11 protein-coding genes are annotated in these 19,185 nt (G+C 72.8%); 10 read left to right on the forward strand and 1 reads right to left on the reverse strand.

What is annotated here, in order from left to right:
* The first annotated feature begins 48 nt into the window (after positions 1 to 48).
* From AC0VYL_RS03760 to guaA, 9 genes are all read left to right on the forward strand, one after another.
* Positions 49 to 2,337: a TRAP transporter permease gene (locus AC0VYL_RS03760; RefSeq protein WP_475482331.1), complete on the forward strand. Its 2,289-nt coding sequence runs from the start codon at positions 49 to 51 to the stop codon at positions 2,335 to 2,337.
* Between the two features lie 105 nt (positions 2,338 to 2,442).
* Positions 2,443 to 3,495 (forward strand): PLC family EF-hand domain-containing protein, encoded by a 1,053-nt coding sequence (locus AC0VYL_RS03765; RefSeq protein WP_475482332.1) that lies wholly within the window; start codon positions 2,443 to 2,445, stop codon positions 3,493 to 3,495.
* 43 nt (positions 3,496 to 3,538) lie between these two features.
* Positions 3,539 to 4,021 (forward strand): hypothetical protein, encoded by a 483-nt coding sequence (locus AC0VYL_RS03770; protein ID WP_475482333.1) that lies wholly within the window; start codon positions 3,539 to 3,541, stop codon positions 4,019 to 4,021.
* Between the two features lie 63 nt (positions 4,022 to 4,084).
* Positions 4,085 to 5,611, forward strand: coding sequence for a 3' terminal RNA ribose 2'-O-methyltransferase Hen1 (locus AC0VYL_RS03775; RefSeq protein WP_475482334.1), 1,527 nt, complete (start codon positions 4,085 to 4,087; stop codon positions 5,609 to 5,611).
* Between the two features lie 53 nt (positions 5,612 to 5,664).
* Positions 5,665 to 8,202, forward strand: a complete 2,538-nt coding sequence (locus tag AC0VYL_RS03780) for a polynucleotide kinase-phosphatase (protein ID WP_475483462.1) — start codon at positions 5,665 to 5,667, stop codon at positions 8,200 to 8,202.
* 175 nt (positions 8,203 to 8,377) lie between these two features.
* A complete protein-coding gene (locus tag AC0VYL_RS03785) occupies positions 8,378 to 10,387 on the forward strand; it encodes a GTP-binding protein (protein ID WP_475482335.1) in 2,010 nt (669 codons plus the stop codon).
* Between the two features lie 226 nt (positions 10,388 to 10,613).
* Complete coding sequence (locus tag AC0VYL_RS03790) at positions 10,614 to 13,070, forward strand: endonuclease/exonuclease/phosphatase family protein (RefSeq protein WP_475482336.1); 2,457 nt, start codon at positions 10,614 to 10,616, stop codon at positions 13,068 to 13,070.
* 154 nt (positions 13,071 to 13,224) lie between these two features.
* Positions 13,225 to 14,238, forward strand: a complete 1,014-nt coding sequence (gene galE, locus AC0VYL_RS03795; protein ID WP_475482337.1) for a UDP-glucose 4-epimerase GalE — start codon at positions 13,225 to 13,227, stop codon at positions 14,236 to 14,238.
* A gap of 128 nt (positions 14,239 to 14,366) precedes the next feature.
* Complete coding sequence (gene guaA, locus AC0VYL_RS03800; RefSeq protein ID WP_475459239.1) at positions 14,367 to 15,947, forward strand: glutamine-hydrolyzing GMP synthase; 1,581 nt, start codon at positions 14,367 to 14,369, stop codon at positions 15,945 to 15,947.
* Positions 15,948 to 16,037: 90 nt separating this feature from the next.
* Here guaA and AC0VYL_RS03805 read toward each other — a convergent pair whose 3' ends face one another.
* On the reverse strand, positions 16,038 to 17,909 hold the full coding sequence (locus tag AC0VYL_RS03805; RefSeq protein ID WP_475482338.1) for a serine/threonine-protein kinase: 1,872 nt from the start codon (positions 17,907 to 17,909) through the stop codon (positions 16,038 to 16,040).
* 259 nt (positions 17,910 to 18,168) lie between these two features.
* On the opposite strand from AC0VYL_RS03805, the gene AC0VYL_RS03810 reads away from it, so the two are divergent.
* On the forward strand, positions 18,169 to 19,119 hold the full coding sequence (locus AC0VYL_RS03810) for a 4-(cytidine 5'-diphospho)-2-C-methyl-D-erythritol kinase (protein ID WP_475482339.1): 951 nt from the start codon (positions 18,169 to 18,171) through the stop codon (positions 19,117 to 19,119).
* Positions 19,120 to 19,185 lie beyond the last annotated feature (66 nt).

The following is a 19,185-nucleotide window of genomic DNA, read 5'->3' on the forward strand; positions in this document are numbered from 1 at the left end:
CGTGTTCTCACGCCCCGCGCGGTCCGTCTGTTGAACCCGAGGAAGAACATGGCTGAGAAACCACAGGTGCGGGGTGACGCGCCCCCGACGCCGGAGGAAACGGAGCGGGACGGTCGCGACGACGCCGCCACCCCCACCGCCGCCGAGGAGTCGTCCGAGGTCGGCTTCGGCAAGGGCGGCCGCAGGACCGGGACCTCCGCCGACGCCCTGCCGGACGTCGACGGCCTCGGAGACGACGCCCCGCCGTTCTGGCGCCGGATCGCCGCCGAGCGCTGGGGTGAGGGCCGGTTCGGGCTCGCCATGGGCGGGATCATCCTGCTCCTGGGCATCGCCCTGACCGCCTTCCAGCTCTGGATCGCCCTGCGCTCCGGCCTGGACGCGCGTCAGCAGCGGCTCATGCACCTCATGCTGGTCATGCTGATGGTCTTCATCATCATGCCGCCGTTCAAGAAGTCGACGGTGGAGGGGAACCCGGTCGCCCTGGTGCTGGGGGCGGTCCTCGACCTCGTCATGGTCGTCGCGACCGTGGTGGTCAGCTTCTACCCGATCGTGTACCAGGCGGAGCTCGCCCGCCGCGCGGGCGCCTACACGGACCTGGACTGGATCATGGGTCTGGTCGCGATCGTGGTCCTGCTGGAGGCCACCCGGCGCTCCGTCGGCCTCGTCATGGTGCTGCTGGTGGCCGGGTTCATCTACTACGCCTGGGTCGGTCCGCTGATCCCCGGCGACTTCGGGCACTCGGGCGTCACGATCCAGCGCATCTCCACCCACGCCTACCTGGGCAACGACGGCATCTACGGGCTCACACTCGGGGTCGTCGTCACGTTCGTGTTCGTCTTCATCCTGTTCGGCGCGCTGCTGTCCAAGACCGGCGGCGGCAACTTCTTCGTCGGTCTGGCCTACGTCCTCACCGGCCGCATGGTCGGCGGCCCGGCCAAGGGCGCGGTGCTCGGCAGCGCCCTGATGGGTTCGGTCTCCGGCAGCGCCATCGCCAACGTGGTCACCACGGGCCCCTTCACCATTCCGCTGATGAAGAAGGTCGGCTACAAGAAGCACGACGCGGCCGGGGTGGAGGCCGCGGCCTCCACCGGCGGACAGGTCCTGCCGCCCATCATGGGCGCGGGCGCGTTCCTCATGGCGGAGCGGCTGGGCATCCCCTACGCAGACATCGTCAAGGTCGCGATCATCCCCGCGATCATGTACTTCGCGCTGATGTTCCTGTTCGTGGACATCCTCGCCCGCAAGAACAACATCCGGCCGCTGGAGAAGGACGAGGTCCCCACCTTCGCGATCGTGATGCGTGCGGGCTGGCACTTCATGGCCCCGCTGATCCTGCTGATCGTCCTGCTGCTCAACTACGTGCCGCCGACGCAGGCCGGTCTGGCCGCCTGCGGCGCCCTGCTCGTGGTGGCCATGCTGCGCGCGAGCAGCCGCCTCAGCCTCAAGGACTTCCTGGAGGTGTTCGTGATGGCGGCCCGCAGCACCCTGCCGGTCTCCGTGGCGTGCGCCGTGGCGGGCATCATCGTCGGCATGGTCGGGCTCACCGGCCTGGGCCTGGTCTTCTCCGACGTCCTGGTCAACGCCTTCGCGGGCAACCTCTTCATGACCCTGGTGATGGTCGCCCTGGCCTCCCTGATCCTGGGCATCGGCCTGCCGGTGACCGCGTCCTACGTGGTGCTGGTGATCCTGGCCGGTCCGGCGCTGGAGCAGCTCGGCCTGGCGCTGATCGTCGCGCACATGATCGTGTACTGGCTCAGCCAGGACTCCAACGTCACCCCGCCGGTGGCCTTCGCGGCCTTCGCGGCGGCGGGCATCGCCAACTCCAGTCCGATGCGCTCCGGCGTGTCCTCGTGGAAGTTCGCCAAGGGCCTCTACCTGATCCCGCTCCTGATGGCGTACTCGTCGCTCATGGAGGTGGACGGGCCGGTCATCGACCTGGTGGTGTCGATCGCCACCGGATCGGTCGCGCTGGCGGCCGGTGCCATGGCGATCGAGGGCTTCTTCCTGCGCCGCACCCTGCTCGGCGAGCGCATCGCCCTGGGGCTCTCCGCCGCCCTGGTCCTGATCGCCCCCGAGTGGAGCGGCTGGACCGAGTCGCTGCTGTCCGTCCAGGTCTCCCCGGACCTGTTCATCGCCGCCGGTACGGTCGCGGGCGTCGTGCTCATCGCCCTCCAGGTGGTCAACCACCGCCGTGACAAGGCGAAGGGCCTGGTCGCCCCGCTCGGTGGGGAGCAGCCGAAGGCCGCCGAGCCCGCAGCTCCCGCCACACCCGAGGAGCCCTCGAAGAACACCGAGGCTCCCGGGACCGCGGAGTCCACGGAGTCCACGAAGGCCTAGCGGTCGGCGTACGGGACCCGCACGCCGGTTCCCGGAACGGGGCGCGGTGGCACCTGCCACCGCGCCCCGTCCGTGTTCCGCGCCGCATGTCCTAACCTCGCTGGCATGTGGCGATTCGGATGGAAACCGGGACGGGGCCTCCAGGGCACCGACCTGGAGGCGGTGCTCCTGTCGGCCTCCTACGGAACGGACCCCCTGCTGCGCGCGGCCTGCGAGGCGGTGCGTGCGGGCGACGCGGAGGCGGGCGCGACCCTGCTCGTGGAGACCAGGGAGGACCCCGAGGCCCGCGCCTACCAGGCCGAGGCCCTGGGCCGGGCAGCCGTGGACAGCCCCGACGAGATCGCCGGGCTGGTCGGTGAGGGGGCCGACCCCGCCGACACGATGCTGTGGCTCGGCCACGCCCTGCTCGCGCGCGCCGTGGCCCTGCCCTCCGGGGGAGCGGGCGCGGCCCAGGCCGACCGCAAGGCCTTCGAGGCCGCCCTGCACGAGGCGCGGGACCCCCTCGCGGAGTCCGCCCGGCTCAACCCCGACGACGCCGCCCCCTGGTCCGCGCTCCAGACCGTGGCGATGGGGCTGGGGGAGCGGGAGGAACGCGAGAGGGCCTGGTCCGAAGCGTCCTCCCGGGCACCGCACCTGTACCCGGCGCACGTGACGCGGGTCCGCTCCCTGGCCCCCACCCGAGGGGGATCGGCGGAGGAGATGTTCGCCGCCGCCGGGGCGGCCGCCGACACCGCGCCCGAGGGCAGCCCGCTGCCGTCCGTCCTCGCCCTGGCCCACGCCGAGTACCTGCGCGGCGAGCAGCGCCGCCTCGTCCGGGAGGGCAACAGCGCCTACATCACCTCCATGGCGATGGGACGCCTGCACGGCGACGCCGTCCGCGAGCTGTTCGAGCTGGCCCAGGGGTGGGCGTCGGCGGCCGTCCCGCACGTGCGGGACGTCCAGGCCCACCACCTGTTCGGCTGGGCCTTCCACCGGGCGGGAGAACCCGATCTGGCACGCTGGCACCTGGGCATGGTCGGCCGGTACGTCTGCGACGTGCCCTGGGCCTTCTTCGGCCCCGCGCGCACCGAGGCGGCCCTGGCCATGTCCGAGCTCGGGGTGGATCCCCGACCCGCGCCCGGGGAGGACGGAACGGGCGCGCCGGGCGGGGTTGAGTAGGAGTACTCATGCGGGGCGGGCGGCGGCGGCACAGACTGGTCCCATGACGAAGACGACCCCCGAAGCGATCTCCCCGATCCGCGCCGCACTCCTCGGCCTCGCCGTGGGCGTGGGCGCGGCGCTCCTGGCCGAAGGCCTCGGCTTTCTGCTCAGCACCCTCCTCGTCGCGTTCCAGTCCGACGAGGTGGTCGGGGCCAACATCGGCGCCGGAATGGCCGCCAGGGCCGTGACCGTGCTCTCCGCCCCCGCTCTGGCCCTGCTCCTGCTGCGGCTGACGCGCGTGCCCCGGCCCCTCGCCGTCGTCCTGTACTCCCTGCCGCTCTACCTCGTCCTGACCGTGCTCTCCACCAACGCGGCCATCCACCTGGACTTCTGGCTGTGGGACCGGTTCCCGGACTTCGCCAACGCCACCAGCCCGTGGGTGCCCTGGTACCTCATGACCCTGGTCTCCCTCCCCGTGTCGGTCGCCCTCGCGGCGCTGCTGACCACCCGCTCCCGACGAAACCGGGACACCGCCGGGGTCTGAACCCGACCGAGGCCGGTCCGAAAAGCACTGGTCGGTACCGGCCCGGTCGGAAACAATGCACGGGTGCTACTGACGATCACCACCACGGCCCAACCGGCGACGGACCTCGGACACCTGCTGCACAAGCACCCCGACAAGGCGCAGAGCTTCGAGCAGTCCTTCGGGACGGCGCACGTCTTCTACCCCGAGGCCACCGACGAACGCTGTACGGCCGCGCTGCTCCTGGAAGTGGACCCGCGGGCGCTGCTGCGCTCGCGGACGTCGGTGAGCACCCCGGACTTCGCCCTCGCGCAGTACGTCAACGACCGCCCCTACGCCTCCTCCTCGCTGTTCACGGTGGCGCTGGGCAGGGTGCTGCGGTCCGCGATCCGGGGGACGAGCGAGCGCCGCCCCGAACTGGCGCGCACACCCCTTCCGCTGGTCCTGCACCTGCCCGCCGTGCCCTGCCGCCCCGGCCCCGAGAGGGCGCGTGCGCTCTTCGAGCCCCTGGGCTGGTCGGTGGAGGCCATCCCGGTCCCGCTCGACCCCGAACTGCCCGGCTGGGGCGACTCGCACCACCTGTCGCTCACCCTGACCGGCACCCTGCGGCTGTCCGAGGCGCTGAGCCACCTGTACGTGCTGCTGCCCGCGATGGAGGGCGGCCACAAGCACTACTGGGTGGACTCCACCGAGATCGACAAGCTCCTGCGGGCGGGCGGGGCCCCGGTCGACGGCGTCGTCGACGAGGCGGGCGCGGGCTGGCTGGCCGGACACCCCGAACGCGCCTGGATCACCCGCCGCTACCTCGCGCGCCGGGAGACGTACGTGCGCACCGCCCTGGCCCGGCTGGAAGAGGCCGGGGACCCCGGGTCCGGACCGGACGACGAGGACGGCGCCCCCGGGGAGAACGCCGCCGCCCTCCCGCGCGACCCGGCCGTGGAGGAGCGCGAGCCCTCCCTGGCCGAACAGCGCGCGGGCGCGGTCACCGCGGTCCTGGGCGCGGAACGGGCCACCAGCGTCATCGACCTCGGCTGCGGTGGGGGCCGTCTGCTGGAGCGGCTGGTCCGCGACCGCTCCCTGGAGCGCGTCACCGGCGTGGACGTGCACCTCGGCAGCCTGGAGATCGCCCACCGCAGGCTCTGCGAGGGCTGCCACCCGGACGGCGGCAGGCGCCACCGGCCCCTCTTCGCGGACTCCGACACCCGCCGCGAGGAGCGATCGCGGCCCGGGACCCGCCCCGAACTGCTGCTGGGCTCCGTGGTCTACCGGGACCGGCGCTTCCGTGACCACGACGCGGCGGTGCTCATGGAGGTCGTCGAGCACCTCGACCCCTCCCGGCTGCCCGCCATGGAGCAGGTGGTCTTCGGCGACGCCGCACCCCGGCTCGTCGTGGTCACCACACCCAACATCGAGTACAACCGCCACTACGAGGGACTGGCCGAAGGGGAGTTCCGGCACGCCGACCACCGCTTCGAGTGGACCCGCGCCGAGTTCGCCGCCTGGGCCGACCGGGTCGCCGCCGAACACGGCTACACCGTCCGACACCTGCCGGTCGGCCCCGAACACCCCGAGACCGGCGCACCGACCCAGATGGGAGTCTTCACCAAGTGAACGAGCCGAACGACGAGGCCGCCCGCGAGCCCCGCGTGCTCGGCGTGCCCCGCATGGGGCTCGTCCTGCTGGTCGGGGTCTCCGGATCGGGCAAGTCCACTTTCGCGGCCAGGCACTTCGAGCCCACCCAGGTGATCGGCTCCGACTTCTGCCGGGGCGTGGTCAGCGACGACGAGAACGACCAGACCGCCACCGCCGACGCCTTCGCCCTGCTGGGCACGATCGTGGACATCCGGCTGCGGCGCGGACTGCTCACCGTGGTGGACGCCACCAACGTCCAGCGCAGGGCACGCGACCAGCTCGTCCGCATCGCGAAGGACAACGACGTCCTCACCACGGCGATCGTCCTCGACGTGCCCGAGTCGGTGGCCCGCGCCCGCAACCGCGCCCGCCTCGACCGCGACTTCGGGGACCACGTGATCCGCCGTCAGCGCCGCGACCTCAGGGAGGGCCTCAAGCGGATGTCCCGAGAGGGGATCCGGCGGACGTACGTCCTCAGGGGACAGGAGGAGATCGACGCCGTCCGGATCGAGCTGGAACGCCCCTGGCCGGAGCGGACCGAGCTCACCGGCCCCTTCGACATCGTCGGTGACGTCCACGGCTGCCGTTCCGAGCTGGAGAGCCTGCTGACGCGGCTCGGCTACCAGCTGCGCCGCGACGACCGGGGACGGCCGGTCGGCGCCCGGCACCCCGAGGGCCGTACGGCGGTGTTCGTCGGTGACCTCGTGGACCGGGGCCCCGACAGCCCCGGCGTCCTGCGCCTGGTCATGGGGATGGTCTCCGACGGCGACGCCCTCTGCGTGCCCGGAAACCACGAGAACAAGCTGGTCCGCCACCTCAGCACCGGCAAGGGCCGACTCACCCACGGCCTGGCCGAGACCGTGGAGCAGCTGGGTCGCGAGAGCGAGGAGTTCCGCAAGGAGGTCCTGGAGTTCTGCGACGGCCTGGTCAGCCACCTGGTGCTGGACGGAGGCGACCTGGTGGTCGCGCACGCCGGGCTCAAGGAGGAGTACCACAACCGCGCCTCGGGGCGGGTGCGCTCCTTCGCCCTGTACGGCGAGACCACCGGTGAGACCGACGAGTTCGGCCTCCCCGTCCGCCTGCCCTGGGCCCGCGAGTACCGGGGCCGGGCCACGGTGGTCTACGGGCACGTCCCCACGAACAAGGCCGAGTGGATCAACCGCACCATCTGCCTGGACACCGGTTGCGTGTTCGGCGGCAGGCTCACCGCGCTGCGCTACCCCGAACGGGAGATCGTGGACGTGGACGCCGAGCGCACCTGGTACGAGCCGGTCCGTCCCCTGGTCGAGACCCCGCCCGAGCGCGACGAGGACGGCACCGGCCGGGTCGTCGACATCAAGGACGTCGGCGTGGGCGACCCCCACGCCGGACTCGTCGTCGAGACCGGGTACGGGACCGTGCGCGCCGACCCCGAGAGCGCCATGGCCGCCCTGGAGGTGATGAGCCGGTTCTCGGTGGATCCCCGCTGGCTGGTGTACCTGCCGCCGACCATGGCCCCGGCCCCGACCGCCGCCGACCCCGAACTGTTGGAGCGCCCCGACGAGGCCTTCGCCGCCTACCGGGGCTCCGGGGTGGGCGAGGTGGTCTGCCAGGAGAAGCACATGGGCTCGCGGGCCGTGGCCGTGCTGTGCCGCGACGGGGCCGCCGCCGCGCGCCGCTTCGTCCCGGGGGAGCTCGGCACCGTCTACACCCGCACCGGACGCCCCTTCTTCCGGGACCCCGAGGTCCAGGCCGAGGTGGTGGACCGGCTGCGGCGGGCGGTGACCGAGGCCGGGCTCTGGGACCGGCTGGGCACCGACTGGCTGGCCCTGGACGGCGAGATGCTGCCCTGGTCCGCCAAGGCGCACGCGCTCATCCGGGAGCAGTACGCCTCGGTGGGCGCGGCCGCCCGGGCCTCCCTGCCCGCCGCCTCCGCCGCCCTGTCGGCGGCGGCCGCCCGGGGCGTGGACGTCGGCGGGCTCGCCGCGACCATCGCCCGCCGCACCGAGCAGACCGAGGCGTTCAGCGAGGTCTACCGTCGCTACACCTGGGACACCGAGGGGGCGGACGGGCTCCGCTACGCCCCGTTCGCGCTCCTGGCCACCGAGGGGAAGGAGTACACCGAGGCCGACCACCTCTGGCACATGGGCGTGGCCGAACAGCTGGCCGGGACCGGTGGGATGGTCCAGGCCACCCGCTACCTGGTCGTGGACACCACCGAACCGGCCTCCTGCGCGGCCGCCGCCGCGTGGTGGCGCGAGATGGTCGACCACGGCGGGGAGGGCATGGTGGTCAAACCCCTGCTCGGTGCCCGGGCGAAGGGGCGCAAGGGCCTGGCCCTGCCGGGGCTGAAGGTGCGCGGCCCCGAGTACCTGCGGATCATCTACGGGGCCGACTACACCGACCCGGAACGGATCGCGGTGCTCAGGGACCGCAAACTCGGCCGCAAGAACGGCCTGGCCATGCGCGAGCACAAGCTCGGGCTGGAGGCCCTGACCCGCCAGGCCGCAGGTGAGCCGCTGTGGCGCGTGCACGAACCGGTGTTCGCGGTGCTCGCCCTGGAGACCGAGCCGGTCGACCCGCGGCTGTAGCCGGGCCGACCCGGCGGAGGGTGCGGGGCGCGCGGGAAAACCCCTTGCGCGCCCCGCACCCTTTTCCGCATGATCTCCCTGATCAGAACCGACGACAGAAGGGCCGACGGCATGCGGCGATCCCACGGAAGCTCCGAGTCCACCATCCGGATCGAAACTCTCCTGGGAACCGCACGTGACCACCCTGAACATCGGAATCCTCGCGCACGTCGACGCGGGTAAGACCAGCCTCACCGAGCGCCTGCTCTTCGACGCCGGTGCCACCGACCGGCTCGGCAGCGTCGACTCCGGCGACACCCAGACCGACACCGGCCGGATCGAACGCGAACGCGGCATCACCGTGCGCACCGCCGTGGCGTCCTTCCGGGTCGGCGCCGTCCAGGTCAACCTGATCGACACCCCCGGCCACGCCGACTTCGTCGCGGAGGTCGAACGCGCCCTCGCGGTGCTCGACGGCGCCGTCCTGGTGCTGTCCGCCGTGGAGGGCGTGCAGCCGCACACCCGCCTGCTCATGCGGGTGCTGCGGGAGATGCGCCTGCCGGTGCTGCTGTTCGTCAACAAGATCGACCGGGGCGGCGCCGAACCCGCGCGCGTCTTCGAGCAGGTCCGACGCCGCCTCACCGGCCGCGCCCTCGCCCTGGACACCGTCACGGACGCGGGTGCCGCACGCGCGCGGGTGGCCGCCCTCGACCTGGGCGACCCCGGGCACGCCGCCAGCACGGCCGAGTTCCTCGCCGAACACGACGACGGGCTCCTGGCCGCGCTGGTCGAGGACCGGCCGCTCCCGGGCCCCGAGTCCCTGCGGTCCACGCTGCGAGCCCAGGTGCTGCGCGGCCTGGCCCACCCGGTGCTGTCGGGTTCCGCGATCACCGGTGCGGGAATCCCCGAACTGACGGCGGCCCTCGCGGACCTGCTGCCCGCCCGCCCCGGGCCCGGACCGGACGGGGGCGCCGGTGCCGGACGGGAGGCCGCAGGAGAGCCCCGGGGCACGGTGTTCGCGATCGAGCGCTCACCGACCGGCGAGAAGACCGGCTACCTGAGGCTGTACGAGGGATCCCTGCGCACCCGGGAGCGGGTGGGGTTCGAGCGGGCGGACCCCGCCGACGGCGAACCGCACGAGGGACGCCTCACGCGTCTGGAGGTCGTCGGATCCGAGGGCGAACGGGACCGACCCCTCACAGCGGGCGGGATCGGCCGGATCCGCGGTCTGCCCGGGCTGCGGGTCGGTGACCGGATCGGGCGCCCCGTCCACGCCCCGCCGCTGGCGCGCCCGGCCCTGGAGTCGGTGGTCCGGCCGGTCCGCCCGGAGGACGGGAACCGGCTCCACTCGGCGCTGGCCGCGCTCTCGGACCAGGACCCGCTGATCCGGCTGCGCACGGTACCGGGGGAGGGGCTGTCCGTGCTCCTCCACGGCGAGGTGCAGAAGGAGGTCGTGGCCGCCACCCTGGCCGAGGACTTCGGCGTCGAGGCGGTCTTCGCGGCCAGCAGCGTGGTGCACGCCGAACGCCCGTCCGGCTCCGGCACGGCGGTCGAGCCGGTCCGCCTCACCCGGGAGATCGGCGGCCCCGTCACCGTCGGGCTGCGCGTGGACCCGGGGGAGGAGGGGTCCGGTGTGGTCTTCCGGCGTGAGACGGAACTGGGGGCGCTGCTGCCCGCCTACGACCGGGCGGTGGAGGACGCCGTACGCGACGCCCTCGGGCAGGGGCTGTACGGCTGGCCGGTGACCGACTGCGTGGTGACCCTGGTGCGGAGCGGCTACGTCGCCCCGCTCGCGGAGGCGGCGCACTTCCGTCTGCTGGTCCCGATGGTGGCCCTGCGGGCCCTGGAACGGGCGGGGAGCCGGGTGTTCGAACCGGTGCACGCGTTCGAGCTGTCGGTGCCCGCCACCGAACTCAGCTCGGTGCTCTCCCTGCTCGGCGGGCACGGGGCCCGGGTCCGGGAGACCGAGGCCGAGGGGGACACCTGGCGGGTGACCGGCGAGGTCGGGGCGGGCGAGGCCCACCCGGTCGGCGCGGCGCTCGCCGGGGCCACCCGGGGCGAGGGCGTGTGGGTCAGCCGTCCGGCGGGCGACCGGCCGGTACGGGGGCGGCCCCCTCACCGGACCCGCACCGACGGCAACCCGCTGGACCCCGCCGAGTACCTGGTGTACCTGGGCAACGCGGGCCGCGCCGGGATCGGCGGGTAGACCGCCCGGGTCGGCCCACAGCTGTGGACCGGACCGGACCAGCGGGGCGACGGCGGCCCGGACCTTGGAGGATCACACCGGGGTCCGGGCCGCCGACCGTCGTGGGATCACAACAATCGGACACCGGGACGCCTTCATTTCACGCGCACTCCTTCAAGCGGACACCCGTGGCGGCGATGATGTGGCCGCACGGATCCCCCCATTCCCCGCAGAAACCGGAGCAGGCGTGTCCCCAACCCCCTCCAGAGCCACGGTCCCGGTCCGCCGGAGATCCCTCGCCTCCGCCGCCGCGCTCGCGGCCGCCGCCCTGGGAGCGGGCCTCTTGGCTCCGCTGCCCGCCCTCGCCTCCGCCGACACCCCCGTGATCAGCGAGGTCTACGGCGGTGGTGGCAACAGCGGCGCGCAGCTGCGCCACGACTTCGTCGAGCTGGGCAACCCCACCGCCGCCGACGTCGACCTGACCGGGTGGAGCGTGCAGTACCTGCCCGCGCGCCCCGGACCGAACACCCGGGTCCAGGTGACCCCGCTCAGCGGCAGCGTCGCCGCGGGCGAGCACCACCTCGTCCGCCAGGCGGCGGGCGCGGGCGGCACCACCGACCTCCCCGCCCCCGACGACACCGGCAACACCAACATGTCGGCCTCCGCCGGGGCCGTGCTCCTGGTGTCGGGCACCACCCCCGTCGAGTGCCGCACCGCCGCGACCTGCGCCGAGGACGGCTCGATCGTCGACGTCGTCGGCTACGGCGACGCCGTGGTCCACGCCGGGGCACCCGCGCCCGGCACCGGCAACACCACCTCCGCCTCGCGCGACGGGGGGTTCACCCACTCCGGCGACAACTCCGCCGACTTCACCGTGGGCGAGCCGACCCCCACCAATGGCGCGGGCGAGACCGTCGAGGGCCCCGGCGGGGGAGGGCCGGAGGAGCCCGTCGAACCCGGTGACCTGCGCATCCACGACGTCCAGGGCACCACCCGCACCTCCCCGTACGCGGGGGAGCGGGTGACCGGCCTGCCCGGCGTGGTCACCGCAGTCAACGCCTTCGGCAGCGCCCGGGGGTTCTGGTTCCAGGACACCGAGGGCGACGGCGACCCGCGCACCAGCGAGGCGCTCTTCGTCCTCACCGGCTCCACCACCCCCGACGTCGCGGTCGGTGACGAGGTCCTGGCCGCCGGACAGGTGGGCGAGTACCGCCCCCAGGCGGGTGCGCAGACCGCCACCCAGCTGGAGAAGGCCCGCTGGACCACCCTCTCCCGGGGCAACGACCTGCCGGAGGCGGTCCTGCTCGACGCCGACGCGATCCCCGAGGCGTACGCCCCCGACCACGGCGGCGACGTCACCGAGCTCGAACTCCGGCCCGACGAGTACGCCCTGGACTTCTGGGCCGCCCACGAGCACATGACCGTCCGCGTCGAGGACGCCCCCGTCGTCGGGGCCACCGACGGCTACCACGCCCTGTGGGTGACCACCCGGCCCGACGCGAACCGCACCCCCAACGGCGGCGTGCACTACGGCTCCTACGACGACCCCAACAGCGGCCGCGTGAAGATCGAGTCGCTGCTCGACCGCGACGTGAGCCCCTTCCCCAAGGCCGACGTCGGTGACACCCTCGCGGGCGTCACCGAGGGCCCCGTCGCCTACAGCCGGTTCGGCGGCTACCTGATCCGCGCCACCACCCTGGGCGAACACGTCCCCGGTGACCTGGAGCGCGTCGCGGTCCGCGACACCGCGCGGCACGAGATCGGCGTGGCCACCTACAACGTCGAGAACCTCGGCGGTGCGGACGACCAGGCCGACTTCGACGCCCTCGCGGAGGGGTTCGTGAGCTACCTGGGCGCGCCGGACATCGTCGGCCTGGAGGAGATCCAGGACAACAGCAGCGAGACCGACGACGGCGTCGTGGCCGCCGACGTCACCCTGGACCGCCTCGTCGACGCCATCGAGGCGGCGGGCGGCCCCGCCTACGAGTGGCGGGAGATCAGCCCCGAGGACAAGAAGGACGGCGGCGTCCCCGGCGGGAACATCCGCAACGCCTTCCTCTTCAACCCCGCCAGGGTCCAGTTCGTGGACGTCGAGGGCGGTGACGCCACCACCCCCGTCGAGGTCGTGGAGGGCGAACGCGGCGTCGGGCTGTCCGTCTCCCCGGGGCGGATCGCGCCCGGGGACGAGGCCTGGAACTCCAGCCGCAAGCCGCTGGTCGGCCACTTCCGCGCGCTCAACCGCGACGTGTACGTGGTCACCAACCACTTCAACGCCAAGGGCGGCGACGAGTCCCTGCACGGCGTCAACCAGCCGCCGAGCCGGGTGACCGAGACCCAGCGACACCAGCAGGCCACCCTGGTCCGCGAGTTCGCGGACGACCTCCTCGCCGCCGACCCCGACGCCAACCTGGTGGTGATGGGCGACCTGAACGACTTCCAGTTCTCGACGACCCTGGACATCCTCACCGGCGACGGCGCGCTCACCAACCCCATGGCGGACCTGGGCGGGGGTGAGGGCTACAACTACGTCTTCGACGGCAACTCCCAGGCCCTCGACCACATCCTGGTCAACGGCGCCCTGGCCGGACGGGTCGACTACGAGATCGCCCGGATCAACTCCGAGTTCCACGACCAGGTCAGCGACCACGACCCGCAGGTCCTGCGGATCGACACCCGGCGCAGCACCTCGCCGGGCCGGAGCTGACCACCGCACGACACACGACGGGGCGGGCACCGCACGCGGCGCCCGCCCCCCGTGTTCCCGGGGCGATCCGACACGTCGCGAGGGTCACCCGCGATGGGTCGCGGCGCGCCCCTATCCTGGGAGGGTCCGCACCGCCCATCCCAGGGAAGCGATGATGAACGTACTGCTCACCGGTGGCGCCGGGTACATCGGCACCCACACCGCGGTCGAACTCCTCCAGGCCGGGCACGGGGTCGTGGTCGTCGACTCCCTCGTCAACAGCCACGAGGAGGCCCTGCGCCGGGTCGAGCGGATCACGGGCCGCACGCTCGCGTTCCACCGCGTCGACTGCACCGACGCCGACGCCGTGCGCGACGTCTTCGAGCGGCACGAGATCGACGCCGTCATCCACCTGGCCGGGTTCAAGGCCGTGGGCGAGTCCGTCGAGCAGCCCCTGCGCTACTACCGCAACAACCTCGACGCCCTGCTGACCCTCTGCGAGGTCATGGACGAGGCCGGGGTGCGCGACCTCGTCCTCAGCTCCTCCGCCACCGTCTACGGCGACCCCCGGCGCGTGCCGATCCCCGAGGACGCCGAGCTGTCGACCACCAACCCCTACGGCAACACCAAGCTGTTCGCCGAGCGCATCCTGGACGACCTGGCCGCCGCCGACCCGCGCTGGCGGATCGTCTCCCTGCGCTACTTCAACCCGATCGGGGCCCACCCCAGCGGCCTGATCGGTGAGGACCCCCAGGGCGTCCCGAACAACCTCTTCCCCTACATCGCCCAGGTCGCCGCCGGACGCCGCGAGCGCCTGAACGTGTACGGGGACGACTACGACACCCCGGACGGCACCGGAGTCCGCGACTACCTGCACGTGGTGGACCTGGCCGCGGGCCACCTGGCCGCCGTGGACCACCTCACCGACTCCCCCGGCCACCGCGTCTACAACCTCGGCACGGGCCAGGGCACCTCCGTCATGGAGAGCCTGCGCGCCTTCGAGCGCGCCACCGGGTCGCCCGTCCCGTACACGGTCACCGGGCGGCGCCCCGGCGACATCGCCGTCTGCTACGCCGACCCCTCGGCCGCCTCCCGCGACCTGGGCTGGAAGGCGGAGCTGACCGTGGACGACGCCTGCCGCGACACCTGGCGCTGGCAGTCCGCCAACCCCGGAGGGTTCGCGGGTTGAGCGCTCCGGACACCCGGTCCGGACACCCGGTCCGCGTGCCGGGCGGCACACCCGTCGGTGCGTCCCGACCGTGGTGAACGGCCTAGACTGGACGGACATCCACATTTTTCTGCGGAAGGTCCTCCGTCGTGTCCGTTGGTGCTGACAGCACGTTCGACACCGTCCTCGTCGTCGACTTCGGTGCGCAGTACGCGCAGCTGATCGCCCGACGGGTCCGGGAATGCCACGTGCACAGCGAGATCGTGCCCTCGACCATGCCGGTCGAGGAGATGCTCGCCAAGAAACCCAAGGCCATCATCCTCTCGGGTGGCCCCTCCTCGGTGTACGCCGAGGGCGCCCCGAGCGTGGGGGCCGAGCTGTTCGAGACCGGGGTCCCGACCTTCGGCATCTGCTACGGCTTCCAGGCCATGACCCGCGCCCTGGGCGGGGTCGTGGACCGCACCGACCTGAGCGAGTTCGGCCGCACCGCGTTGACCGCCAGCGCCGACTCCGTCCTGTTCGAGGGCCTGCCCGAGGACCTGAGCGTGTGGATGTCGCACGGCGACTCCGTGGTCCAGGCCCCGGCCGGGTTCAAGAGCACCGCCAGCACCGCGGGCGCCCCGGTCGCCGCCTTCGAGGACACCGAGCGCCGCCTGTTCGGCGTCCAGTTCCACCCCGAGGTCATGCACACCGAGCACGGCCAGGAGCTGATGCGTCGCTTCCTCTACGAGGGCGCGGGCTGCCGTCCCACCTGGACGATGGTGAACATCGTCGAGGAGCAGCTGGAGCGCATCCGCGAGCAGATCGGTGACAAGCGCGTGATCTGCGCGCTCAGCGGCGGTGTCGACTCCGCCGTCGCCGGCGCCCTGGTGCAGCGCGCCGTGGGCGACCAGCTCACCTGCGTGTTCGTGGACCACGGCCTGCTCCGCAAGGGCGAGGCCGACCAGGTCGAGAAGGACTTCGTCGCGATCACCGGCGCCAAGCTCAAGGTGGTCGACGCCGAGGAGCAGTTCCTCTCGGAGCTGGCCGGGGTGACCGACCCCGAGGAGAAGCGCAAGATCATCGGTCGCGAGTTCATCCGCGTCTTCGAGCAGGCGGCCCGCGAGGTCGTCGCGGAGAGCGGCGAGGACGGCGCCGAGGTCGAGTTCCTGGTCCAGGGCACCCTGTACCCGGACGTCGTGGAGTCCGGCGGCGGCACCGGCACCGCGAACATCAAGTCGCACCACAACGTGGGCGGCCTGCCCGACGACCTCCAGTTCACGCTGGTGGAGCCGCTGCGCGAGCTGTTCAAGGACGAGGTCCGCAAGGTCGGTGAGGAGCTGGGCCTGCCGCCCGAGATGGTGTGGCGCCAGCCCTTCCCCGGCCCGGGCCTGGGCATCCGGATCATCGGTGAGGTGAACCGGGAACGCCTGGAGATCCTGCGCGAGGCCGACGCGATCGCCCGCGAGGAGCTCAGCCGCGCCGGGCTGGACCGCGACATCTGGCAGTGCCCCGTCGTGCTGCTGGCCGACGTCCGCTCGGTGGGCGTCCAGGGTGACGGCCGCACCTACGGCCACCCCGTGGTGCTCCGCCCGGTGAGCAGTGAGGACGCGATGACCGCCGACTGGTCGCGCGTGCCCTACGACGTGCTCGCCCGCATCTCCAACCGCATCACCAACGAGGTCCGCGAGATCAACCGGGTGACGCTGGACGTGACCAGCAAGCCCCCGGGCACCATCGAGTGGGAGTAGCCCCGCGGCGCTCCTGACATGAGCGGGCCCGGCACACGGTGTGTGCCGGGCCCGACGCGTTTTCGGGGCCCCGTCTCGGGGAGCCCCGTGTCAGTCCTGGCTGACGGACACGCGGATCTCCGTGTCGTCGGCGTCCTCGGAGTGGGTGAGGACCAGGCTGGAGGGCTCCTCGCCCGACCTCACGCTGAACACCAGGTCACCCCGGGCCTCCGCGCCCGGGGGAACCGGCTCCCAGAGGGTGCCCTTCTTCTCCTCGGAGGTGGGGGTGTCGGCGGTGATCCACCGGTTGCTCTCGGTGACCAGGCGCTGCTCGGCCGAGCTGAACACGATCTCGTCGCTGCCGAGGTTCTCCAGGGCCAGGTCGGCCACGCAGTACACCCCGCCCTCGATGCTCGACCGGCCCGGGATCGCCTCCAGGCAGCGCACCTCGGCGGTGTAGCGGACCGTGCCGTCCTCGGACACCTTCTCCCCGTCGGTGTCGGAGGGGTCGGGCATCTCCGGGTCCATGTTGCCGAGACCGTCGTCGGGCACGTTCGGGTCCGGGGCGGGATCCTCCCTGCCCTGGTTGGCCGGCGGGGTGTTCTGGTCGCTCGCACCGGACCCGGGCCGGTTGAGGACGAGGACGGCCACGACCACCAGCAGTACGGCCAGGGCGATACCGCCCGCGAGCAGACCCCAGAACAGACCGCCCCTCCTGCCGGGCGCGGCGGGCCGGTGCGGGGGCGGCGGCACCGGCGGCACGTACGGCTGGGGTCCCCGCTGCTGCTGCTCGGCCGGGGGCGGCACCATCGGGATGGGGCCGGTGGCGGCCGGGTGCTGCGCGGGGGGCGGACCCGCCGGGGCGGGACGCTGCTGCTGGCCGTGGGTGACCGGGTGCGGACCGGCCGGGTGACCGGCGACGGGGTGGACCGGCGGCGGCACGTGCTGCGACCGCGTGTAGTTGCCGGTCTGGTGCGCGGGCGGCGGCATCGGCGGCGGGGGCTGCTGGTAGTGGCCGGGCGCCGGATGGCGCATGCCCGACATGGTCTGGTGCGCGGGGTGCGGCATGCCCGGGGGCATCGGGGGCAGGTTCGGCCGCCACGACTGGTGCAGGGCGTGCGAGACCATGTCGTTGGGGTTGCTGGTGTCCTCCCCGCCCGCGAGCTCCAGCAGAAGGTCCTGGGCGGTGGGGCGGCGGCCCGGCTCCTTGGCCAGGGCGCGGGTCACCAGGCGGTCCAGCGGACTGTCCAGGTTGCCGATCTGCGGCTCCGCGAACAGCACCCGCTTGCCCAGCGTCATCGCGTCGCCGTTGCCGAAGGGGTGCGTGCCGTTGCCCGCGAACGCCACCAGGCAGCCCCAGGCGAAGATGTCCGCCGAGGTGGTGACCTTCTCCTCCAGTAGCTGCTCGGGCGCCATCCAGCCGGGGCTGCCCATGACGATGCCGGTCTGGGTGTGGTTGGTCGCGGTGTTCATCGCGCGCGCGATGCCGAAGTCGATCACCCGGGGGCCGGAGAGCGACAGCAGGACGTTGGCGGGCTTGAGGTCCCGGTGGACCAGCCCGGTGCGGTGGATGGCGGCGAGCGCCGCGGCCACGCCCAGGGCGAAGCCGTGCAGCGTGGAGGAGTCCAGGGGCCCGTGCTCGGCGATGTGCTCGGCCAAGGCCGTGCCCGCGATGTACTCGGTGACCATGTAGGGACGGTTCTCGAACGTCCCGTGGTCGAGCACCTTGGCGGTGCAGAAGGAGGCGACCTTGCGGGCGTTCTCCATCTCGTCGCGGAAGCGCGCCCGGGTCTGCTCGTCGAAGGCGAGCTCCGGACGGATGACCTTGATGGCTACCTGGTTGTTCTTCTCCGGCGTGCTGCCCAGGTAGACGGTGCCCATGCCGCCGCTGCCCAGCTTCCCGGACAGCACGTAGGGACCGATGGTGGCCGGATCTCCGGCGGCCAGCGGTTCCAGGTTCTTCGGGAGCCCATCCGACGGCAAGCGACCCTCCCCGACGGTGTCCAAACCCCGCCTTGCCCCAAGGTAGCGGTGTTTGTGCCCTGATTCCCACTCACGGACCGGATCGGGTCGTTCGGGGGTCGGGCGGTAGCTGACATGACAGTGGTGACGAACCCTGGATCAAGGGGACCCGCCCTCCCGGGCGCGGAGGTCCGCGCCGGTGGGAGGCGGTGAACACGGCGCGCCCCGTGGAGGGGTCTGTGTTCACGCAAGGTGGGGGTTCCTTTACGATTGGGGACTCGTGACCGTTGATACCACCGTAACCGTGCGGGTCCCCGCGAAGGTGAACCTCCAGTTGGCGGTGGGGCCCAGACGCGAGGACGGTTTCCACGCCCTCGTGAACGTGTTCCACGCCGTCTCGCTGTTCGATGAGGTTACCGTCAAGGCGGCGTCGCCGCGTCGGCCGCGTGCCCTCACCGCGTTGACCGCCACCGGGCAGTCGGAGTCCCACCTGGCCAGGGTGCCGCTGGACGAGAGCAACCTCGCGGCCCGCGCCGCGATCCTGCTGGCCGAGGAGACGGGCGTCGGCTTCCCCGTGGACATCCACCTCGACAAGCGCATCCCGGTGGCGGGCGGCATGGCCGGGGGCAGCGCGGACGCCGCCGCCGCGCTGGTGGCCTGCGACCGCCTGTGGGGCTGTGACCTGTCCCGGGAGCGCCTCCTCGGCCTCGCCGCCCGACTCGGCAGCGACGTGGCCTTCGGGCTGGTCGGTGACACGGCGGTGGGGACCGGGCGCGGAGAACTTCTCGAACCGATGGCCAGCCCCGGGCGGTACCGGTGGGTGTTCGCCCTGTCCCCGCGCGGCCTGTCCACCGCCGACGTGTTCGGTGAGTACGACCGGCTGCGTCCCGACGCCCCGGAACCGCGTCTGGACGCCGCTCTGGAGAAGGCCCTGGCCAGCGGTGACGCTGTGGCCCTGGGCGCCTCGCTGAGCAACGACCTCCAGCCCGCCGCGCTCTCGCTGCTGCCCGAGCTCCGACACACCCTGGACGCGGGCCGCGCCGCCGGTGCGCTCGGTGCCCTGGTGTCCGGATCCGGGCCCACGTGCGCCTTCCTGGTCGGCGGCGGGGGAGAGGACCCGGTCGCGGTGGCGGAACGGGAGGCCGGAGTGGTGTCCGCGCTGCGTGCCACCGGTCTGTGCGAGCAGGTCATCGCGGCCGACGGCGACGTCCCGGGAACCACCGTCGTGTGACGCATATCACTGGCTTTGTCGTCCCGATTCGGGCGATTTCCGCCATTGACCTCAACCATGGTTGAG

The organism is Nocardiopsis sp. iso_238 (genome assembly GCF_056173325.1).